This is a genomic window from Nonomuraea polychroma, assembly GCF_004011505.1.
In the GTDB taxonomy this organism is placed as follows: Bacteria; Actinomycetota; Actinomycetes; order Streptosporangiales; family Streptosporangiaceae; genus Nonomuraea; species Nonomuraea polychroma.
Window position 1 is genome coordinate 6806978 of record NZ_SAUN01000001.1, and the last position, 16496, is coordinate 6823473.

Consider the following 16496-nt stretch of genomic DNA (forward strand, 5'->3'; position numbering starts at 1 on the left):
AGGTGGTTCGCCCTGGACTCTTAAGTGGGACCTCGCCTCAGTCACCCCTTGTGAATGACGCTGGAGGTCCCTGCCAGCCTTGCGGTCCCAGGCTTGCGGACGACGATGCGCTTCATGACGCGTGCCTCTCCACTCGGGGGGGTGACTCCTCCCTATTCTTAGGGCACCCCTACGAATACCAAGGTTCGTGGTGAATAAGCCCGTGGCCAATGGCTAAAAAGCAGTTGCCTTTTGACTGGATAATCTAACCTATTTGGACCGAAACCAGCGGAGCAATGCTGTGGTGCGCGCCTGGTCGGATTCTTCCATCAAGTCGCACAAGCAGCGACCCAGCAGCGTGACCGACCGGCAGCAGCCGGGCCCCGGCAGGTTCCTCGCGCGGACGATAATCGTGGCCCGTTCGATCAGCCGCTCCAGGCTGGGCTCCCCGCCGCCCTTGAGCGAGCGGGTGTTCCAAGGACAGGACGCGGTGTCCGAGCAGGCCGTCTTGGAGATGTACGGAGCCGCCGCCCCACTGTCGAGCCGCAGCGGATCGGCACGTTTGATCTTCAGGTCGGCCAGCGCCTTGGCGGCCACGCGAGACACGACGAGAAGGTCGTGGTTCTTGCGCTTGCGTACCTTCCCGGGCACGGCCGTCGTGGCCGGCAGGGCGAGCAACATCGCCCCTGCCATCAGCCCGCCGCCCACCAGCATGCTCCAGCCCAGTTGCTCCTGGAACCAGATGACCGCGATCGCCGTGACCCACAGGGGCTGCGACGACATCAGGATCGCGCTCGGCACCGGAGGGACGTGGGCCTGGCCGTACGAGCGGGCCAGGAACCCCAGCGCACACGAGACCACGGACAGATGCGCCATCAGCACCCAGTCCGGCGCGTCGGCCGGCAGGGCGATCCCGTCGCGCGCCCCGACGGCCCCGGTGAGCAGGCCGATGGTGAGGAGCTGGATCACGGTCAGCGCGTACGGATGGAACGTGCCGCCCTTGGACAACTGGCCGAGCATGAGCGTGTGCCCGGCGTAGAGTCCAGCCGCGAAGAGCGTGGCCGCGAGCGCGAGCAGCGAGAACTCGTGCTCCTCCACCCCGCGCATCAGCGTGAACGCCGTCATGCCGGCCAGGGCCAGCACGACGCCTGCCCAGATCCGGCGCGGCACCCTCGACTTGAAGACGAAGAGCGCCAGGACCGGCGTGATCACGACACTGCACCCGACGGCGAACCCCGACACGGCCGACGGCAGGCTGTCCAGCGCGACGGCCTGGGCCGTCTGCCCGACCCCGAACGTGACCCCCAGAACGACCCCGTTGATCCACGTGCCCCGTGAAAGCCCCCGAAGGCAGTGCGGCCGGATGAGAAGGAGCGTCAGCGCGGCGATCAGATACCGCTCGGCGAGCAGGTCCTCCACTGGTAACCGGTCCATCAGATCTTTCATCAGCGGGAAGGCCGACCCCCAAGCGGCACTGACGAACAACAGAAGCACGGCTCCCAGGAGGGGGCGGGGAGCGGGCACGACTGCCATGCCCAAAAGCATCTCACTACTATTTGCAGCCGCAGATGTACAGGGCGCATCCGGTGAGGTTCCTCTACCACTCGGAGGTAAGACCCTCACCCACGGGCTTGCACATCCATACCGGGGGAAGGACGGGGTCGCTGTATTTCCCTCATGCCCCGAATGGGGAAATCGGCGTTTCCTGCGGGATAAAGCACCGACAGGAAGTCATGCCGCGCGATGATGGGGATTGGCGGAGATCGGCGGGGACATCACGCCGGGGGGTCCGGGAGTGGTCACCGGGAAAGACGGAAGGGTGGCCCCAGGAGGGGGTGGGTGGGGCCGTGCCGGACATGCGGGGGTCAGAGCTCGAGGACGGCCGGCAGGACCAGGCGTTTCTCGCCGTAGACGACGGTCAGGTCGCCCACGCGCCGCCTGGACAGCTCACGCCAGCCCTGGCGCTCGTACAACGCGAGCGCGGCCTCCTGGTTGAGCGTCGTGTCCCCGGTGACGCTGTGGAACCCGAGCTCCACCGCGCGCTGCTCGAGCGCGCCGAGCATGGCCGCGCCGAAGCCACGCCGCTGGAAGTCGGGATGGACTCTCAGGCGGCAGATCTCCGCCGTCGTGGTGTCCACCGGTCTCAGCCCGCCCATGGCGACGACGTGCGAAGACACCTCACCGACGAGGAAGTCCCCGCCGCACGCCAGGTAGATCTCCTGGATGCGCGGGAAGTCGTCGTCGTAGTAGACGCCGTCGCCGGGAAACAGACCCACCTCCGCGAGGCAGATCTGATGGAGCGCGAGGATTGTGTCGAGATCGGACCAGCGATAGCGCCGGATCGTCAACTTCATGCACCGCCCCCTTTCACTTGGGTCTTGGACCGCCGCAACGCGGCCCGGTAGTCCTCCAGTCCTGGAGCGTCGGCGTTCACGGACATGATGGCCTGCTCCAGCGCCAGGGCCGGTCGCACGATGAAGTCGGTCAGGTATTCGTCCCCGACCAGCCTCAGCGCCTTCGTCCCGATGGCGATCGCCTCCTTGACGTCGCCGTCGATCAGGCGGCACTGCGCCTGGTCGAGCCTGATCAGCGTCTGGTCGACGATGTGGTCCTCATATTTGGTCAGGGCCTGGTCGAGAACCACCTCCGCCTCGATCGTCTGGCCCAGCTTGGTGAGCACGTCGCCCTGGTAGAAGTAGAGCTGCTTCTCGGTGTAGCCGAACGCCACGTCCTCCTGGTCCTCCTCGCGCATGTGCGAGAAGGCGTTCCTGGCCCGGGCAAGGGCCCGCTTGGCCTGGTCGACGACCTCTTTCTTGCTGTCCGCCCCCGACATCATGGCCAGCGCCCTGGCCTCGACGACCGGCGCCATGGCCTGAGCGGGGCACGGCGTCGAGCCGGCCAGGTCGCGGCTCTTCTTTGCCAGGTGCAGCGCCTCGCGGGCGTCGCCGAAGTAGAGGGGCACGAGCGACTCGCGGGCGCACACCCACGCCCGCAGCGCGCGGTCGCCCGTCTCGTCGGCCGCCGTACGCCCGGTGCGGAAGAACGAGCGGGCCAGCCGGTGATCGCCGAGGTTGATCAGAATCATGCCGCTCAGCCCGGACAACTGGGCGGCCATCCTGCACAGGCGCTCGGCCAGGTCCGTCGGCTGGCGCCGGGCCATGGCCGTGCGCACGGCGCTGAGCTCCAGCAGCACATCGCACAGCAGCCGCAGCGGGGCCGTCGTGGTGTATTGGCGGCCGAAGCTGTACGTGGCCTCCTCCCACTGGTCCAGCATCGCCGCCGACACGGTGGCCGACACGAGGGTCTCGTCCATCCGGCGCCTGATGCCCTCGCAGGCCCCGAGCACCGGGCCGTCGAGCTCCGCGAGGGAGGTGTCCACGTTGAGCAGATTTAATAGGGTGCGGCGGAGGATGTTCTCATCTTCCTGGGCGTCCGGGTCGGGGCCCATCGGATGGATCACCAGCTCACGCTCCATCGGCAACACCGGGGCGCGCTCCCCCGACTCCCCGCCGCCTGTCAGGGCGGGCATCCGATGGCCGTGGCCGCAGATGCACGGCCCGTCGTAGCCGAGGGCGGCCGGCTCGACGCGGTAGACGGTGCACAGGTAGTGAAGGTATTCGGGCCCTGGGCGCTTGAGCCCGCTCTCGTACGCGGACAGAAGCGTCTCGCCGATGCCCGGCACCGGCTTCTTGTCACGCTCGAACAGAGCTCTGACTTGCTCGATGACGTCGGCCAGGGCGATCCCGTAGGAGAGACGGTGCGCCTTGATGCGCGTCGTGCCGAACTGGGTCGTGCAAGACTCGTGGATCTCATCGGCTATCTGGGCTGACGTGCGGCCGGCGGCCAGGCCCTTGGCCCGGATCCGCCGCGCGATCTCCGTCTCCCTGTGTTGCCTGCCGGACATCCCGGCCCCTCTCAACGCATGTCTCGACCGGTCCACAACTGGTGACTGATGGTAGTCGCCAAGTCGCTGTGCGCCTACCCATGACTATGAAGCAAGGACGTCGCCTTGGAAACGCCCTTCTCAAGATTAGGGTTAAGGATCGTCCACCGAAGGGCTGTTTCTTACATCCCACGAGGGATAAGCAACTCCCTGTAGCCGAGAACCACGCGTTGCGTCCGCCGCCGTCATGAGACATCTTTGGCCCACCAGCAGCAATTCGTAGGGAGGACGAGAACGGTGGGGGACGAGGACTTCGATCCGTTGGAGCGTCTCGTGGCCGAGCTCGGCGCGCTCGGGTTGCTCGCACGAGTGGTCCAGGCGCAGAGCGGCCGCCGGTTCGTACGGGTCATCAATCCGAATGCGACCAGCCTGTCTGAGAACGTCACCTGTCGGCCGACGGCCGTGTCCGATATCCCGGACTGGTGGTACTGCTGGTCCTGGGGCGAGCGGATGCACACGGCCGACGACCCGGCCGGTGCGGCGACGAAGGTCGCACGCGTACTCGCCGCGGTGGGGGAGTGACGACGCGGTGATCCGGGTGGAGCGCAGCCACCGCGGCTCACCGCACCCACCGCGGCCACACGGAGCCGGCGGGGTGGCCGGTGCGGAGGGTCCTGGTATTCCGGGGCCCTGGCCACTCCGCCGGTTCCGCAGATCGCGTCACGCTGTCCATGGCGTACGGCTCGCACCCGTACGCACGAAGCCACCCGCCCGGTCCGCCGGTCGGGTGTTCGGGGGATCCCTCCCGGAACCGGCGCGGGACATGCTTCCGGGTGTGTGTCCTGTTCCGAGCCGTCCGTCATCGGAGCGTCTGCTCTCTCCCTCCGCGGCCCAGAGAGCAGGCGACCCCGTCTTCCCCGGCGTGATGTGACGGCGGGCGGTTCGGCCGACGGTATTTTGGATCGCGATCGAAACGGTCCAAGCAGTCGGGCCGAACCGCTTCCGGAGAGGGATCCACTCAGTGTTACTGCTGGAACCACCGTCGTCACAGCCCGAGTCGACGCAATCAGGGCTTCCCAACGCGGAGAAAATGGCCCAGCAGATGGCCACGAGCTGCACAGACGACCCGCTTTGCTCTAGCCTTGCCGGGATGTTCGGGAATGCCCCCTGGGCGGGGTTGGTGTCGAGTGCGATCGTGATCGTGCTGATCGTCGTGCTCGCGTTCGTGGTCCGCAAGGTCGCGCATCGGCTGATCGCACGGGTCGTCAATCGTGCGGCGACCGGAGGCCCGCTCACGAGCAGGTTCCGCAGGGGCGCCGCGACCGACGGCATCGACGCACTGCTCCACGAGCGGCGAAAGCAACGGGCCGAGACCATGGGGTCGGTGCTCAAGCACGTCGCCTCGATCGTCATCATGGGCACCGCCGTGCTGACCGTGCTCGACCGGCTCACGATCCCGATCGCGCCACTGCTGACCAGCGTCGGCATCCTCGGCGTGGCCATCGGCTTCGGCGCCCAGGAGCTCGTCAAAGACTTCATCGCGGGCATGTTCATGTTGCTGGAGGACCAATACGGCGTCGGCGACGTGATCGACGCGGGCCCCGCCGTGGGCACGGTCGAGGCCGTGACCCTGCGCGTCACCAGGTTGCGCGACGTGGACGGCCGGGTCTGGTACGTCCGCAACGGCACGATCACCAGGGTCGGCAACGAGTCGCAGGGCTGGTCCCGGGCCTACATGGACGTCCCGGTGGCCTACGACTCCGACATCGTGGGCGTGAAGGTGCTGCTGGAGCACGTCGCGGAGGAGATCTGGGCCGACCCCGAGCTGCGCGAGGCCAAGATCGTGGAGCCGCCGAAGGTGTTCGGCGTGGAGCAGCTGTCGGACAGCTCGCTGGTGTTCCGCATCACCGCCAAGACGCTGCCCTCCGCCCAGGCGGAGGTGGCCAGGGAGCTCAGGCTCAGGGTCAAGGCCGCGCTCGACGCCGCGGGCATCACGATGGTCCCCACCGCATAAGCTAATGAGCGTGACTGAGACCTCCTTCTACGACGCCGTCGGGGGCGAGGAGACCTTCCGGCGCCTCGTGCACCGCTTCTACGAGGGGGTCGCCGAAGACCCGGTGCTGCGGCCGCTCTACCCCGAGCCCGACCTGACGGGCGCGGAGGAGCGGCTGCGGGGCTTCCTCATCCAATACTGGGGCGGCCCCAAGACCTACAGCGAGCAGCGCGGCCACCCCCGGCTGCGCATGCGGCACATGCCGTTCGTGATCGGCGAGCCGGAGCGTGAGGCCTGGCTGCGGCACATGCGTGACGCGGTCGACTCGCTCGACCTGCCGGAGGAGCTGGAGACCAAGCTCTGGGACTATCTGGTCTACGCGGCCCACAGTCTGGTGAACTCACCCGCATAACGGGGCATGAGACGCCACATGGATATCCCCTGGTGGCGTGATGCCGTCGTCTACGAGATCTATGTACGCAGCTTCGCCGACGCCTCAGGAGACGGCGTCGGCGACCTGGCCGGGGTGCGGCAACACCTTCCGTATCTGCGACGGCTGGGGGTCGACGCCATCTGGCTGACACCGTTCTACCCCTCCCCCATGGCCGACGGGGGCTATGACGTGGCGGACTACCGCGGCGTCGATCCGCTGTTCGGCTCGCTCGCCGACTTCGACGCGCTGGTGGCCGACGCGCATGAGCTCGGGCTGCGGGTGCTCGTCGACATCGTGCCCAACCACAGCTCCTCCGAGCATCCCTGGTTCCAGGCGGCGCTGCGGGGCGAGGGCCGCGACCGGTACATCTTCCGCGACACGATCAACAACTGGCAGTCCACCTTCAGCGGTCCCGCCTGGACGCAGGTGGCGGACGGCCAGTACTACCTGCATCTGTTCGCTCCCGGACAGCCCGACTTCAACTGGCGCAATCCTGAAGTGCACCAGGAGTTCCTCGACATCCTGCGGTTCTGGCTGGACCGGGGTGTGGACGGGTTCCGCATCGACGTGGCCATGGGCCTGTACAAGGCGGAAGGCCTGCCTGACGTGGGCGACCAGTCGTTCAAGGCGGTCTCCCCGGTGTGGGGGCAGCCCGAGGTGCACAACGTCTACCGTGACTGGCGGCGGCTGCTCGACAGCTATCCGGGCGAGCGCATGGCCGTGGGCGAGGTGTGGACCGACAGCCCCGACGACCTCGCGCTCTACGTACGTCCCGACGAACTGCAGCAGAGCTTCAACTTCGCCTGGCTGCAGGCGCCGTGGTCGCCGACGGCGTTCAAGAAGGTCATCGACGACACGCTGGGCACGGTGCCGTTCGCGACGTGGGTGCTGTCCAACCACGACGTCGTACGCCACCGCACCCGCTACGAGACGGCCGACCCCGGCACCGGCCTGGCGCGGGCCAGGGCGGCGCTGCTCACCATGCTGGCCCTGCCGGGCTCCGCCTACCTCTACCAGGGCGAGGAACTGGGCCTGCCCGAGGTCACCGACCTGCCGGCGGAGGCCAGGCAGGATCCGGTGTTCTTCCAGTCGGAGGGCAAGCTCCCGGGGCGGGACGGGTGCCGGGTGCCGATCCCGTGGACGGTGGACACGCCCTCGTACGGATTCGCACCGGGCGGGGTGGAGCCGTGGTTGCCGCAGCCGGCGACGTTCGCGGAGCTGAGCGTCGAGAAGCAGGAGGGCGACGCCGACTCGACGCTGGAGTTCTACCGGCGGGCACTGGCCTGCCGCCGGGAGGTGGTGAGGGAAATTCCTTATACCTTGGAGTGGCAGGACTCCCCCGAGGGTGCGCTTTTCTTTACCCGCGGCCGGTTGATCTGCGCGATCAATTGCGGCACCCTGCCGGTACGCCTTCCCGAGCACGACACCGTGCTGCTGGCGAGCGGGCCGCTCAAGCGGGACCTGCTGCCGCCCGACACGGCCGTGTGGTTGTCGTCATAAACCCTTGGGGCGCTCGCCGCGGACGGGCACGACGGGCACGGACAGCAGCGTGCACGCCAGCCCCGCCGCGAAGCCCGCCCAGAACCCCACACTTTCCATCAACACCCCGGCCAGCGGAGTGGCGACCAGGGAGACGGAGTTCTGAATGGTGTTGTGGGTGCCGAGCACCCTGCCCGCCCATGCGGGGCCGGCGAGCTCGCCTGCCGCCAGGTAGGCGAGCCCGTTGCCGGCCACGGTCATCAACGCGGCCAGCGCGAGCATCGCGGGCCCGAGCCAGGTGCGCGTGAGCGTGCCGCCGGCCAGCAGCGCCAGCACGCCGACGTTGGCGAGAGTGATCAACAGCAGAGGCCGCATGCGCAGCCCGGTCCGGTCGGACCAGCGCCCCACCGCGACGCGGAGGGCGGCCCCGCCGATCGCGGCCACGCCGAACAGCTGCCCGGCCGCCACACCGTCCCAGCCGTAGAGCTCGACCAGGCAGCTCACGCCGTACGTGCTGACCACGATCTGCGGCACCACGTGCAGCGCGCTGGTGGCGTGCACCCGCCACAACGCCGGTTGCCGGTACGGCGAGCCCGCCGGCGCCGTGCCGCGGCCGGCGAGCTCGTGCGGCGGCTCGGCCAGGAAGATCGCGGCCAGCACGGCGGCGAGCAGGCTCGTGCCCGCGCAGACCAGGAGCACGCCGGGCAGGCCGTACGCCCGGGCGACGGGCGGTAGCGTGAACGCGCCGACGGCCATGCCGAGAGTGAAGGAGACCTGGCGCAGGCCCATGGCGACGCCGCGCTCGGGAGGCTGGAACCAGCGCAGCACGATCCGGCCGCCGCCGACCATCGCGGCCGACCCCGCCGCGCCCGCCAGGGCGAGGAGCACGACGACCGCCCACGCCCGGTCGACGAACGCGACGGCGGCGAACAACACGGCGGCCAGCCCCACGCCGATACCCAGGATCAGCCGCTCACCGTGCCGGTCGGCGAGCGCTCCCCAGGCGACGAGGGCGAACAGAATGCCAAAGGCCGGGGCGTTCGCCATGATTCCCGCCACCGGCAGCGACACACCGAAATGTCGCACGATTTCCGGCATGACCAGGGGCAGCGCGAACAACCCCAGGTGACACTGGCATGGGCGTTGACGCCCAGCGCCAGCATCCACCAGCGCCTCATACGGAGAAACGTTTGAGGTAGGCCAGCTCACTCTCGCTGAGCCTGCGCGGGGCAGCCCGCTCGACGTCGTAGGCGGCGATGACCGACATGGCGGTGACGTAGACCTGGTCGTCGTCGCGGATCTCGTAGCGCAGGGTGAACCGGACCGGCCTGATCTCCTCCACCCAGGTCTCCACCCGCACGGGGTCGGGGCGGAAACCGAGCGGGCGACGGTAGTCGATCTCGTGTCGGGTCACGACCAGGCCCTTGAACGGCTCCTCGCCCGCGTTGTGGAGGTCGATGGCGAACATGCCGAAGCGGGCATCCTCCAGGTAATCGAGGAAGCGGACGTTGTTCACATGGCCTTGGGAGTCGATGTCGGCGAATCTCACCGTGCGGGGATAGATGTGCCGCTGGACCGAGGTACGTTCAACCACGTCCGCCACCGTACCGGGACCACCCCCATGACCCCGCCCCGCCCCGCCCCATCCCGTCCGGCCTGCACTCCTCAGCACCCCGGCCCTGGGCTGCTCGAGCTTCCGCGACCGCGGTGCTCACGCCGCCGGGTCGCGCCGACGCTCAGCCGTCGTCCAGGACCTTGAGCGGGTCGAGGCGGCGGATCAGGGTCATCGCGGCCTCGATGACCTCCCGCGCCTCCTCTTCGGTGTCCGAGGTGGCGACCTCGCGGGCGGCCTCCCCGATGATGCTGGTCAGCACGGCCACGGTGAACCTGTCGAGCGGATCCCCACCGGCGCCCAGCAACACGGCGTTCTGGCGTACCCACTCCCGGCCCCTGGTCCGCCGGATCAGCTCGAACCCGGGCGGCCCGTCGCCGTCGATGAACAACCTGACCAGGTCCCGTCGCTCCCATGCCCCGTCGAGGTAGGCCCGGGCCCCCGCGATCAGCAGCTCGACCGGATCCTCCACCCCGGCCTTCTTGGCGGCGGCCACGCTGGCCGACGACTCCTGCTCGTGCGCCGCCTGGTGGTCCTCGAAGAGCGCGAGGAACAGCTCCGTCTTGCCACCGAAGTGGTGGTAGAGGCTGCCGACGCTGGACCCGGCGCGAGCGACCACCTCGGAGACGCTGGAGTCGGCGAATCCGTGCTCGCTGAAGACCTCGCGTGCCGCCTGCAGCATGCTCTTGCGGGTCTGCGCCGTACGGCTCCACTCCCACGAGGACTTACGTGTCATGCGCGAATCGTACCGCCGCCGGATTCTAGAATCCCGATCTACGCATAACGCCACGCGATGCTGCGAATCGCGTGACGTTTCCCAGCGCAATGGATGCCGACAAGAGGAGCATGGACCGACAGGGGCGGCAAACCCTTAGAGATCATCATGGACGGGCACCAGGCCTGTCAGCACGAGCGGAAGGACGACATTGAGCACCCTCTTCGACAAAGTCGCCTGGATCCACCTGGAGGACGGGAAGATCCTCAGCACCCGGTCGCGCGGCAAGGAGGTGTACTACCTGCCCGGCGGCAAACGGGAACCGGGCGAGACCGACCTCGACACGCTGGTCAGGGAGATCGACGAGGAACTCGCCGTCGCCATCGCCCCGGCCAGCGCGGCGCATTTCGGTACGTTCGAGGCACAAGCGGACGGCCACGCTGACGGGGTCATCGTGCGGATGATCTGCTACACCGCCCGGCACCAGGGCACTCCGACGCCGAGCAGCGAGATCGACGAGGTGGTCTGGCTCACGTACGCCGACCGGGACCGCGTGGCCCCGGTCGATCAGATCGTTTTCGACCAGCTCCACCGGAGCGGCCGGCTCCTCTAGCTGCTATTCGATCTCGACGGGAACCTCGTAGATCTCCGTCGTCGGGTGCCCGGCCTGCTCGTGCACCCGCAGGACCGCCTCCTTGGACGGCCCGGTCGACAGACAGAACACCTTGCCCGACTCCGGATCGAGCCACGCGTGCTCGAAGTGCACGCCTTCGGATTCCTCGATCGCCAGGTCACGCTGGTGCTCCTCGCGCAGCTGCTCCATCGTCGCGCCGGCGAATCCGCTGTGCACATCCATGAACTTCGCCATCGTGCATCCCTCCCTCTTGCGTGACCTTTCCCGGAAAGGGGGTCCAAATCGTCTCCATCGCCAGAGAAGCTCTCGTTCATCCGCCGACGCGCTTGTCGGCGCTTTCCCTGACGTGTTGACTGCGCCGACCCGCACGGCCCAGACGCTTGGAGAACCGTTCGGGTGGATGTCAGCGGGGCGCTTGCACGAACGGCGGATGGCCGCCGGGCCCTCAAGGGCTGGGGATGCCGTTGCCGTTCCCGCCGCGGCCGGCCAGCACGTCCTCCAAAGTCGGACGCCGATCGGCGACGTCCCACGCACCGGGCTGGGCGAGCTGGATCAAGACGCCGTACGCCTCCTTCGGGTGCAGGAACACCTCCTGCCAGCGCGGATCGGATCGGTCGAGCCCGTGCAGGCGGTAGCCGCGGGCGGTCAGCCGGGCGACGGCCGCGGTGAGGTCGCTGACGTGGAAGTTCAGGTGATGGACACCGCCCCGGCCCCGGGTGAGCTCGAAGAAGCTGTCGAAGAACGTGGAGCCGGCCAGAGGCTCCATGAGTTCGACCTTGCTCCCGTTGGCGTACGAGAGTTGCAGCGTGCGATAGCCGGCCACCCGGTTGTCGCCGCCGCCTCCGAGGTGACGGCCGCCGAGCAGGTCGCGGTAGATCGGCAGCAGATCCCTGATCCGGGGCGCGGCCACGGCCGTGTGGTCGAAGGTCACCTCGAGGCCGTCCAGTTCCAGGTCCAACGCACGACTCCTCACTCCAGGCCAATCCTAGAATATGATTCTAGCCGGGAGTTCGTGCAGCGGACATGACAACAGGCGTGCGAGCGGACCGCTCACACGCCTGCCGGACGGATGCGACTCAGTCGCGGTGCAGCTTCCGGTATGTCACCCGGTGCGGGCGCGCCGCGTCGGCGCCGAGCCGCTCGATCTTGTTCTTCTCGTAGTCGGCGAAGTTGCCCTCGAACCAGAACCAGTTGGAGCCTTCCTCCCACGCCAGGATGTGCGTGGCGATGCGGTCCAGGAACCACCGGTCGTGCGAGGTGATGACGGCGCAGCCGGGGAAGTCCAGCAGGGCGTTCTCCAGCGAGGACAACGTCTCCGTGTCGAGGTCGTTGGTGGGCTCGTCGAGCAGCAGGACGTTGCCGCCCTGCTTGAGGGTGAGCGCCAGGTTGAGCCGGTTACGCTCGCCGCCCGACAACACCCCCGCCTTCTTCTGCTGGTCGGGGCCCTTGAACCCGAACGCCGCGATGTACGCCCGCGACGGCATCTCCACATGGCCGACCTTGATGTGGTCGAGCCCGTCGGAGACGACCTCCCAGACGTTCTTGTTCGGGTCGATGCCGCCCCGGCTCTGGTCCGCGTACGAGATCTTGACCGTGTCGCCGACCGTGATAGAGCCCGTGTCCGGCGTCTCGCTACCGGTGATCATGCGGAACAGCGTGGTCTTGCCGACGCCGTTGGGGCCGATGATGCCGACGATGCCGTTGCGGGGAAGGTCGAACGTGAGGCCCTCCATCAGCAGCCGGTCGCCGAAGCCCTTGGTCAGCTTGTCCGACTTGATCACCGTGGTGCCCAGGCGCGGGCCCGGCGGGATCTGGATCTCCTCGAAGTCCAGCTTGCGGTACTTGTCCGCTTCAGCGGCCATCTCCTCGTACCGCTGGAGACGGGCCTTGCTCTTGGTCTGGCGGGCCTTCGGGTTGGACCGGACCCACTCGAGCTCGTCTTCCAAGCGCTTCTTGCGCTTGACGTCCTTCTGCCCCTCGACCTTGAGCCGCTGGGCCTTGAGCTCCAGGTAGGTGGAGTAGTTGCCTTCGTAGGCGTAGGCGCGGCCGCGGTCCAGCTCCAGGATCCAGCCGGCGACGTTGTCAAGGAAGTAGCGGTCGTGGGTGACGGCCAGGACGGTGCCGGCGTACTTCTCCAGGTGCTGCTCCAGCCACTGCACGCTCTCGGCGTCGAGGTGGTTGGTGGGCTCGTCGAGCAGCAGTAGGTCGGGCGCCTCGAGCAGCAGCTTGCACAGCGCGACCCGGCGGCGCTCACCACCGGACAGCTTGGTCACCTCGGCCTCGGGCGGCGGGCAGCGCAGCGCGTCCATCGCCTGCTCGAGCTGGCTGTCGAGATCCCAGGCGTTGCGGTGCTCCAGCTGGTCCTGCAGCTTGCCCATCTCGTCCATCAGCTCGTCGCTGTAGTCGGTGGCCATCTGCTCGGCGATCTCGTTGAAGCGGTGGAGCATCGCCATCGTCTCGGCGACGCCCTCCTGCACATTGCCGAGGACGGTCTTCTCCTCGTTGAGCGGCGGCTCCTGCTGGAGCATGCCGACCGTGAAGCCGGGCATGAGCCGGGCCTCGCCGTTGGACGGCTGCTCCAGGCCGGCCATCATCCGGAGCAGCGTCGACTTCCCGGTGCCGTTCGGCCCCAGGACACCGATCTTGGCTCCGGGCAGGAACGACAGCGTGACGTCGTCAAGGACAACCTTGTCGCCATGCGCCTTGCGCACGCGCTGCAGCGTGTAGATGTACTCCGGCATGCCCTCTAGCTTAGGGGCTCCCGACCCGGGCTTCCGCCGCTCCTCCTCAGGAGCCCGCCGGCCCCGACGAGACCAGCGCGGACACGGCATCAAGACGGGAAACGCCCTTCGCCAACGGCGGTTCGAGCGCCGGACCACGCACCACCCTCCCTGCACCATGCACCACCCTTCCCCACACCGTGCACCACATGTCGCAGCGGCACCTCAGGCACGGCAGTGCACTGCGGTCCCGCACCGCACCGCAGCGCACACCGGTCGAGCACCACACCGCAGCGCACACCACCACCGTGGACGTGATCCGCGTTTCCCCACCGGGCAGCACGCCTGATGCCAAAGCACCTTCCTGCCGAGCAGAGGCCCTCGGTGGCGGCGACGCAATCCTGTGCTTCAAAGACCAGCCGCCGCCAGGGCGAACACCGCCTTCTGTCCCCGTGCCAGGGCGTGTGCGACCCGCGGCGCCCGTCACGCTGGGTCGGACCGGCAGGTGATGGAATGCTTTCGCGGTCAGGAGGCGGTGTCCTCGGGGAGGGCTCGGGGCTGGGGTTGGACGGCCGGGATGCAGACGCGGTCACGGCCCAGCTCCTTCGCCCGGTACAGCGCCAGGTCGGCGGCGGCCAGCAGATCGATCAGCTCATCGCCGTGGACGCTCATCAGCGCGACCCCCGCCGAAATGGTGACTTTGACGAGGGCGTCGTCGGCGGGGATGGCCATGTGGCCGATACGGGTGCGCAGGCGTTCGGCGACCTGCCGGGCCTCGTGAACGTCGGCGCCGGGCAGCAGCACGACGAACTCCTCACCGCCGAACCGCCCCACCACGTCGTAGTCACGCAGCTGGCTGCGCAACGTCGCCGCCACCCCGGCCAGCACTTGATCACCGACCAGATGGCCGTGGGCGTCGTTGACCCGTTTGAAGTGATCGATGTCGATGATCAAGAGAGCCAGGGCGTCGCCCGTGCGGCGGGCGCGGACGATCTCCGTGTCGGCCTCCCGTTGCCAGGCGGCGGCGTTCAGCAACCCCGTCTTGGCGTCCGTACGGGCCGCCGCCTGGAGCTGGGCGTGCAGAAGACTGCGTTGCAGGAGCACGACCGGCGGCAGGGCGAACAGCAGCAAGGCCAGGTTGAGGCCGCAGGCGATCGAGACCGTGACCCCCAGGCACAGCTCGACGATGTCCAGCAACACGCTTTCCCTGTCCCACAACACCTCCCGCCAGGTGATGTCGGGGTTGGCCATGTGCGCGGCGATGGCGATGAGCGCGATGTTGAGCAAGGAGAAGAGCAGGGCGGCCGCCACCGCATAGATGATCGCCAGGCCGCTGCCGCGTGACAGCAGCAACGGGTCCTGGACGAACCAGTGGAACAGCATGGACGCCGCACACCCGGCCAGGCCGATGGCCGCCGAGCTGAACACCCGGCGGTGGAGCACCGTGGCCCGGACCCGCACCTGCAGCAGGACCTGCAGCACGATCGGCGCGAACAGCGCATAGACCGGGGGCAAGAGCAATGCCACCGGCAGCCACCATGCCGACAACAGGTCCCGTGACACCCCGGCGGGCATCCCCAGCCGCCTCGTGGCCTCGATGCAGACCGCGCCGCACGCCATGAGAGCGGCGAACGTGCCCACATCACGCCACCGGAACTCGGTGGCCGACGCGAACACCATGATCGCGACGAGATCCAGAGCGACGATCGCGCACAAGTAGATGACAAGTGGACGGCGTTGCCCAAGCAACGGCCAGCGGTCGACCAGTGTTGACACACCGTCGCGAGACTTTATCGAGGCGTGACTGGTCGTCGCCATGTCGTCTCCTCCCTGACTAACGATGTGTAACACAATAATTGCGGAGTGTGCGTTGCGCGATGGGAACCGATACGTTGGCAGGGCCACACCTGCTCAATCCGGGAGCGGGCCGTGCTGGAAAGGAGCAGCCATGGTGCGGGGCGTGACTTGGACCTGACAGGTGCTCGCGCCATCTGACGCGGGTCACACACGGGTAATGCCATCGGCCACCCTCGGGGAGATCAATGGGATTCGGCCGGTGCCCCCTCCCCTTCCCTCCCGACCCACTTCCGTGCGCGCACCATCACCGATCGTCGCGGCCACCACCAACGCCTCGACGCCCGTCAACCTCTCAACGCCGCCTGACCAACGCCCCCAACGTCTCAGCGCCGCCTGACCAACGCCTCAACACGCCGCCGACGCCTCAGCGCCAGGTGCTCTCGCCGCAGGGAGCGCCGGATGCGGCCGCCGGCGCTCCCTGCGGACACGGGCGTCTACGCTGCCACCCGCTCCTCAGCCGTCAACGGCTCGGCGTCCTCGGCGTCTTCATCTCCGGTGCCGTCGTGCGTGCCCTCCGGTCCCAAAACGCGGACGGGCTGCCCTTCGCCGGGTGCGGAGCCGGGGCGGGCGAGCGATCGGAGGGGCCGGGAGCCCATGGCCCAGTCCTGGGTTTCCTCGTCCAGGCGGTCACGCATCTCCTTGCTCATCGAGGCCACACCGCCGCCCCGCTCCGGCTTGGTGAACACACCGGTGCCCCAGCGCAGATCGTGGCCCACCGCGCTGGCCTCTATCTCGGGCATGAAACGGCGGTCGCCTTCCGGGCCGAACTCGCGGATCCGCAACCTCCCCGACACCACCACCGGCTGTCCCGCCCGTACGGACGTGGCGACGTTTTCTCCCAGGGCGCGCCAGCAGCGGACCGTGAAGCAGACCCGCTCACCGTCCGTCCACTGGCCTGTCTTCTTGTCGAAGTAACGGTGCGATGTGAGCACCTTCAGCGAGGTGACCCTGAGGCCGTCGTCGAAGGTGTATTGCCTGGGCTCTGCTGCGACGTTGCCGGTGAGCGTGACGTAGATGTCGTTCATCCCGTGCCTCCCCATGCGGCGGGCGGGCTGCCCGCGACCTGGCACTACGGTGCCGTGGGAAGGCGGGGGCGGAGGCGGGCGAACGGCGTTCTGTGGATGAGGGCGTCGGGCGGGCCGGGCCTGTGGACAGGCCCGGCGCCCCGTCGGCCCAGGCCTACACAGGCCC

Annotated in this window: 16 protein-coding genes; 5 read left to right on the forward strand and 11 right to left on the reverse strand. The window is 68.3% G+C overall.

What is annotated here, in order from left to right:
- Nucleotides 1-249: 249 nt before the first annotated feature.
- The 3 genes from EDD27_RS31065 to EDD27_RS31075 all read right to left on the reverse strand — a co-directional run bounded on the left by EDD27_RS31065 (nucleotide 250) and on the right by EDD27_RS31075 (nucleotide 3883).
- A complete protein-coding gene (locus tag EDD27_RS31065) occupies nucleotides 250-1512 on the reverse strand; it encodes a DMT family transporter (protein ID WP_164903855.1) in 1263 nt (420 codons plus the stop codon).
- Nucleotides 1513-1844: 332 nt separating this feature from the next.
- A complete protein-coding gene (locus tag EDD27_RS31070; protein WP_127935539.1) occupies nucleotides 1845-2333 on the reverse strand; it encodes a GNAT family N-acetyltransferase in 489 nt (162 codons plus the stop codon).
- A complete protein-coding gene (locus EDD27_RS31075) occupies nucleotides 2330-3883 on the reverse strand; it encodes an NsdA family TPR-like regulatory protein (protein WP_127935540.1) in 1554 nt (517 codons plus the stop codon). The genes EDD27_RS31070 and EDD27_RS31075 overlap by 4 nt, the downstream gene beginning before the upstream one ends.
- A gap of 276 nt (nucleotides 3884-4159) precedes the next feature.
- Here EDD27_RS31075 and EDD27_RS31080 point away from each other — a divergent pair, with 276 nt between their 5' ends.
- The 4 genes from EDD27_RS31080 to EDD27_RS31095 all read left to right on the forward strand — a co-directional run bounded on the left by EDD27_RS31080 (nucleotide 4160) and on the right by EDD27_RS31095 (nucleotide 7788).
- Nucleotides 4160-4444, forward strand: a complete 285-nt coding sequence (locus EDD27_RS31080; protein WP_127935541.1) for a hypothetical protein — start codon at nucleotides 4160-4162, stop codon at nucleotides 4442-4444.
- Between the two features lie 568 nt (nucleotides 4445-5012).
- On the forward strand, nucleotides 5013-5876 hold the full coding sequence (locus tag EDD27_RS31085; RefSeq protein WP_241564345.1) for a mechanosensitive ion channel family protein: 864 nt from the start codon (nucleotides 5013-5015) through the stop codon (nucleotides 5874-5876).
- Nucleotides 5877-5880: 4 nt separating this feature from the next.
- Nucleotides 5881-6267, forward strand: a complete 387-nt coding sequence (locus tag EDD27_RS31090; protein ID WP_127935543.1) for a globin — start codon at nucleotides 5881-5883, stop codon at nucleotides 6265-6267.
- Nucleotides 6268-6285: 18 nt separating this feature from the next.
- Nucleotides 6286-7788 carry a glycoside hydrolase family 13 protein gene (locus EDD27_RS31095; RefSeq protein ID WP_127935544.1) on the forward strand — a complete coding sequence of 501 codons (1503 nt, stop codon included), beginning with the start codon at nucleotides 6286-6288 and terminating at the stop codon, nucleotides 7786-7788.
- Here EDD27_RS31095 and EDD27_RS31100 read toward each other — a convergent pair.
- The 3 genes from EDD27_RS31100 to EDD27_RS31110 all read right to left on the reverse strand — a co-directional run bounded on the left by EDD27_RS31100 (nucleotide 7783) and on the right by EDD27_RS31110 (nucleotide 10115).
- The gene (locus EDD27_RS31100) at nucleotides 7783-8976 is read right to left on the reverse strand and encodes an MFS transporter (RefSeq protein ID WP_338324673.1); all 1194 of its coding nucleotides are present in this window, start codon (nucleotides 8974-8976) and stop codon (nucleotides 7783-7785) included. The two genes, EDD27_RS31095 and EDD27_RS31100, sit on opposite strands and share 6 nt — an antisense overlap.
- Nucleotides 8942-9361: an acyl-CoA thioesterase gene (locus tag EDD27_RS31105; protein ID WP_421916065.1), complete on the reverse strand. Its 420-nt coding sequence runs from the start codon at nucleotides 9359-9361 to the stop codon at nucleotides 8942-8944. Before EDD27_RS31105 ends, EDD27_RS31100 begins: the two co-directional genes overlap by 35 nt.
- A 142-nt stretch (nucleotides 9362-9503) precedes the next feature.
- Nucleotides 9504-10115 carry a TetR/AcrR family transcriptional regulator gene (locus EDD27_RS31110; RefSeq protein WP_127935546.1) on the reverse strand — a complete coding sequence of 204 codons (612 nt, stop codon included), beginning with the start codon at nucleotides 10113-10115 and terminating at the stop codon, nucleotides 9504-9506.
- A gap of 190 nt (nucleotides 10116-10305) precedes the next feature.
- Here EDD27_RS31110 and EDD27_RS31115 point away from each other — a divergent pair, with 190 nt between their 5' ends.
- Nucleotides 10306-10707 carry an NUDIX hydrolase gene (locus EDD27_RS31115; protein WP_127935547.1) on the forward strand — a complete coding sequence of 134 codons (402 nt, stop codon included), beginning with the start codon at nucleotides 10306-10308 and terminating at the stop codon, nucleotides 10705-10707.
- A gap of 3 nt (nucleotides 10708-10710) precedes the next feature.
- On the opposite strand, the gene EDD27_RS31120 is transcribed toward EDD27_RS31115, so the two are convergent.
- The 5 genes from EDD27_RS31120 to EDD27_RS31140 form a co-directional block, all read right to left on the reverse strand.
- Nucleotides 10711-10962 carry an SCO4226 family nickel-binding protein gene (locus EDD27_RS31120; RefSeq protein WP_127935548.1) on the reverse strand — a complete coding sequence of 84 codons (252 nt, stop codon included), beginning with the start codon at nucleotides 10960-10962 and terminating at the stop codon, nucleotides 10711-10713.
- Between the two features lie 211 nt (nucleotides 10963-11173).
- The gene (locus EDD27_RS31125) at nucleotides 11174-11686 is read right to left on the reverse strand and encodes a VOC family protein (protein ID WP_164903857.1); all 513 of its coding nucleotides are present in this window, start codon (nucleotides 11684-11686) and stop codon (nucleotides 11174-11176) included.
- Nucleotides 11687-11804: 118 nt separating this feature from the next.
- Complete coding sequence (gene ettA, locus EDD27_RS31130; protein ID WP_127935550.1) at nucleotides 11805-13469, reverse strand: energy-dependent translational throttle protein EttA; 1665 nt, start codon at nucleotides 13467-13469, stop codon at nucleotides 11805-11807.
- 504 nt (nucleotides 13470-13973) lie between these two features.
- Nucleotides 13974-15266 carry a GGDEF domain-containing protein gene (locus tag EDD27_RS31135; RefSeq protein WP_127935551.1) on the reverse strand — a complete coding sequence of 431 codons (1293 nt, stop codon included), beginning with the start codon at nucleotides 15264-15266 and terminating at the stop codon, nucleotides 13974-13976.
- Nucleotides 15267-15739: 473 nt separating this feature from the next.
- On the reverse strand, nucleotides 15740-16330 hold the full coding sequence (locus EDD27_RS31140) for a single-stranded DNA-binding protein (protein WP_164903858.1): 591 nt from the start codon (nucleotides 16328-16330) through the stop codon (nucleotides 15740-15742).
- Between the last annotated feature and the right edge of the window lie 166 nt (nucleotides 16331-16496).

What these genes read in the sequence shown, in the direction of transcription:
- EDD27_RS31065 (WP_164903855.1), bottom strand. Translation starts at nt 1,512, where the DNA reads ATGGCAGTCGTGCCCGCTCCCCGCCCCCTCCTGGGAGCCGTGCTTCTG.
- EDD27_RS31070 (WP_127935539.1), bottom strand. Translation starts at nt 2,333, where the DNA reads ATGAAGTTGACGATCCGGCGCTATCGCTGGTCCGATCTCGACACAATC.
- EDD27_RS31075 (WP_127935540.1), bottom strand. Translation starts at nt 3,883, where the DNA reads ATGTCCGGCAGGCAACACAGGGAGACGGAGATCGCGCGGCGGATCCGG.
- EDD27_RS31085 (WP_241564345.1), top strand. Translation starts at nt 5,013, where the DNA reads ATGTTCGGGAATGCCCCCTGGGCGGGGTTGGTGTCGAGTGCGATCGTG.
- EDD27_RS31090 (WP_127935543.1), top strand. Translation starts at nt 5,881, where the DNA reads ATGAGCGTGACTGAGACCTCCTTCTACGACGCCGTCGGGGGCGAGGAG.
- EDD27_RS31095 (WP_127935544.1), top strand. Translation starts at nt 6,286, where the DNA reads ATGGATATCCCCTGGTGGCGTGATGCCGTCGTCTACGAGATCTATGTA.
- EDD27_RS31110 (WP_127935546.1), bottom strand. Translation starts at nt 10,115, where the DNA reads ATGACACGTAAGTCCTCGTGGGAGTGGAGCCGTACGGCGCAGACCCGC.
- EDD27_RS31120 (WP_127935548.1), bottom strand. Translation starts at nt 10,962, where the DNA reads ATGGCGAAGTTCATGGATGTGCACAGCGGATTCGCCGGCGCGACGATG.
- ettA (WP_127935550.1), bottom strand. Translation starts at nt 13,469, where the DNA reads ATGCCGGAGTACATCTACACGCTGCAGCGCGTGCGCAAGGCGCATGGC.
- EDD27_RS31135 (WP_127935551.1), bottom strand. Translation starts at nt 15,266, where the DNA reads ATGGCGACGACCAGTCACGCCTCGATAAAGTCTCGCGACGGTGTGTCA.
- EDD27_RS31140 (WP_164903858.1), bottom strand. Translation starts at nt 16,330, where the DNA reads ATGAACGACATCTACGTCACGCTCACCGGCAACGTCGCAGCAGAGCCC.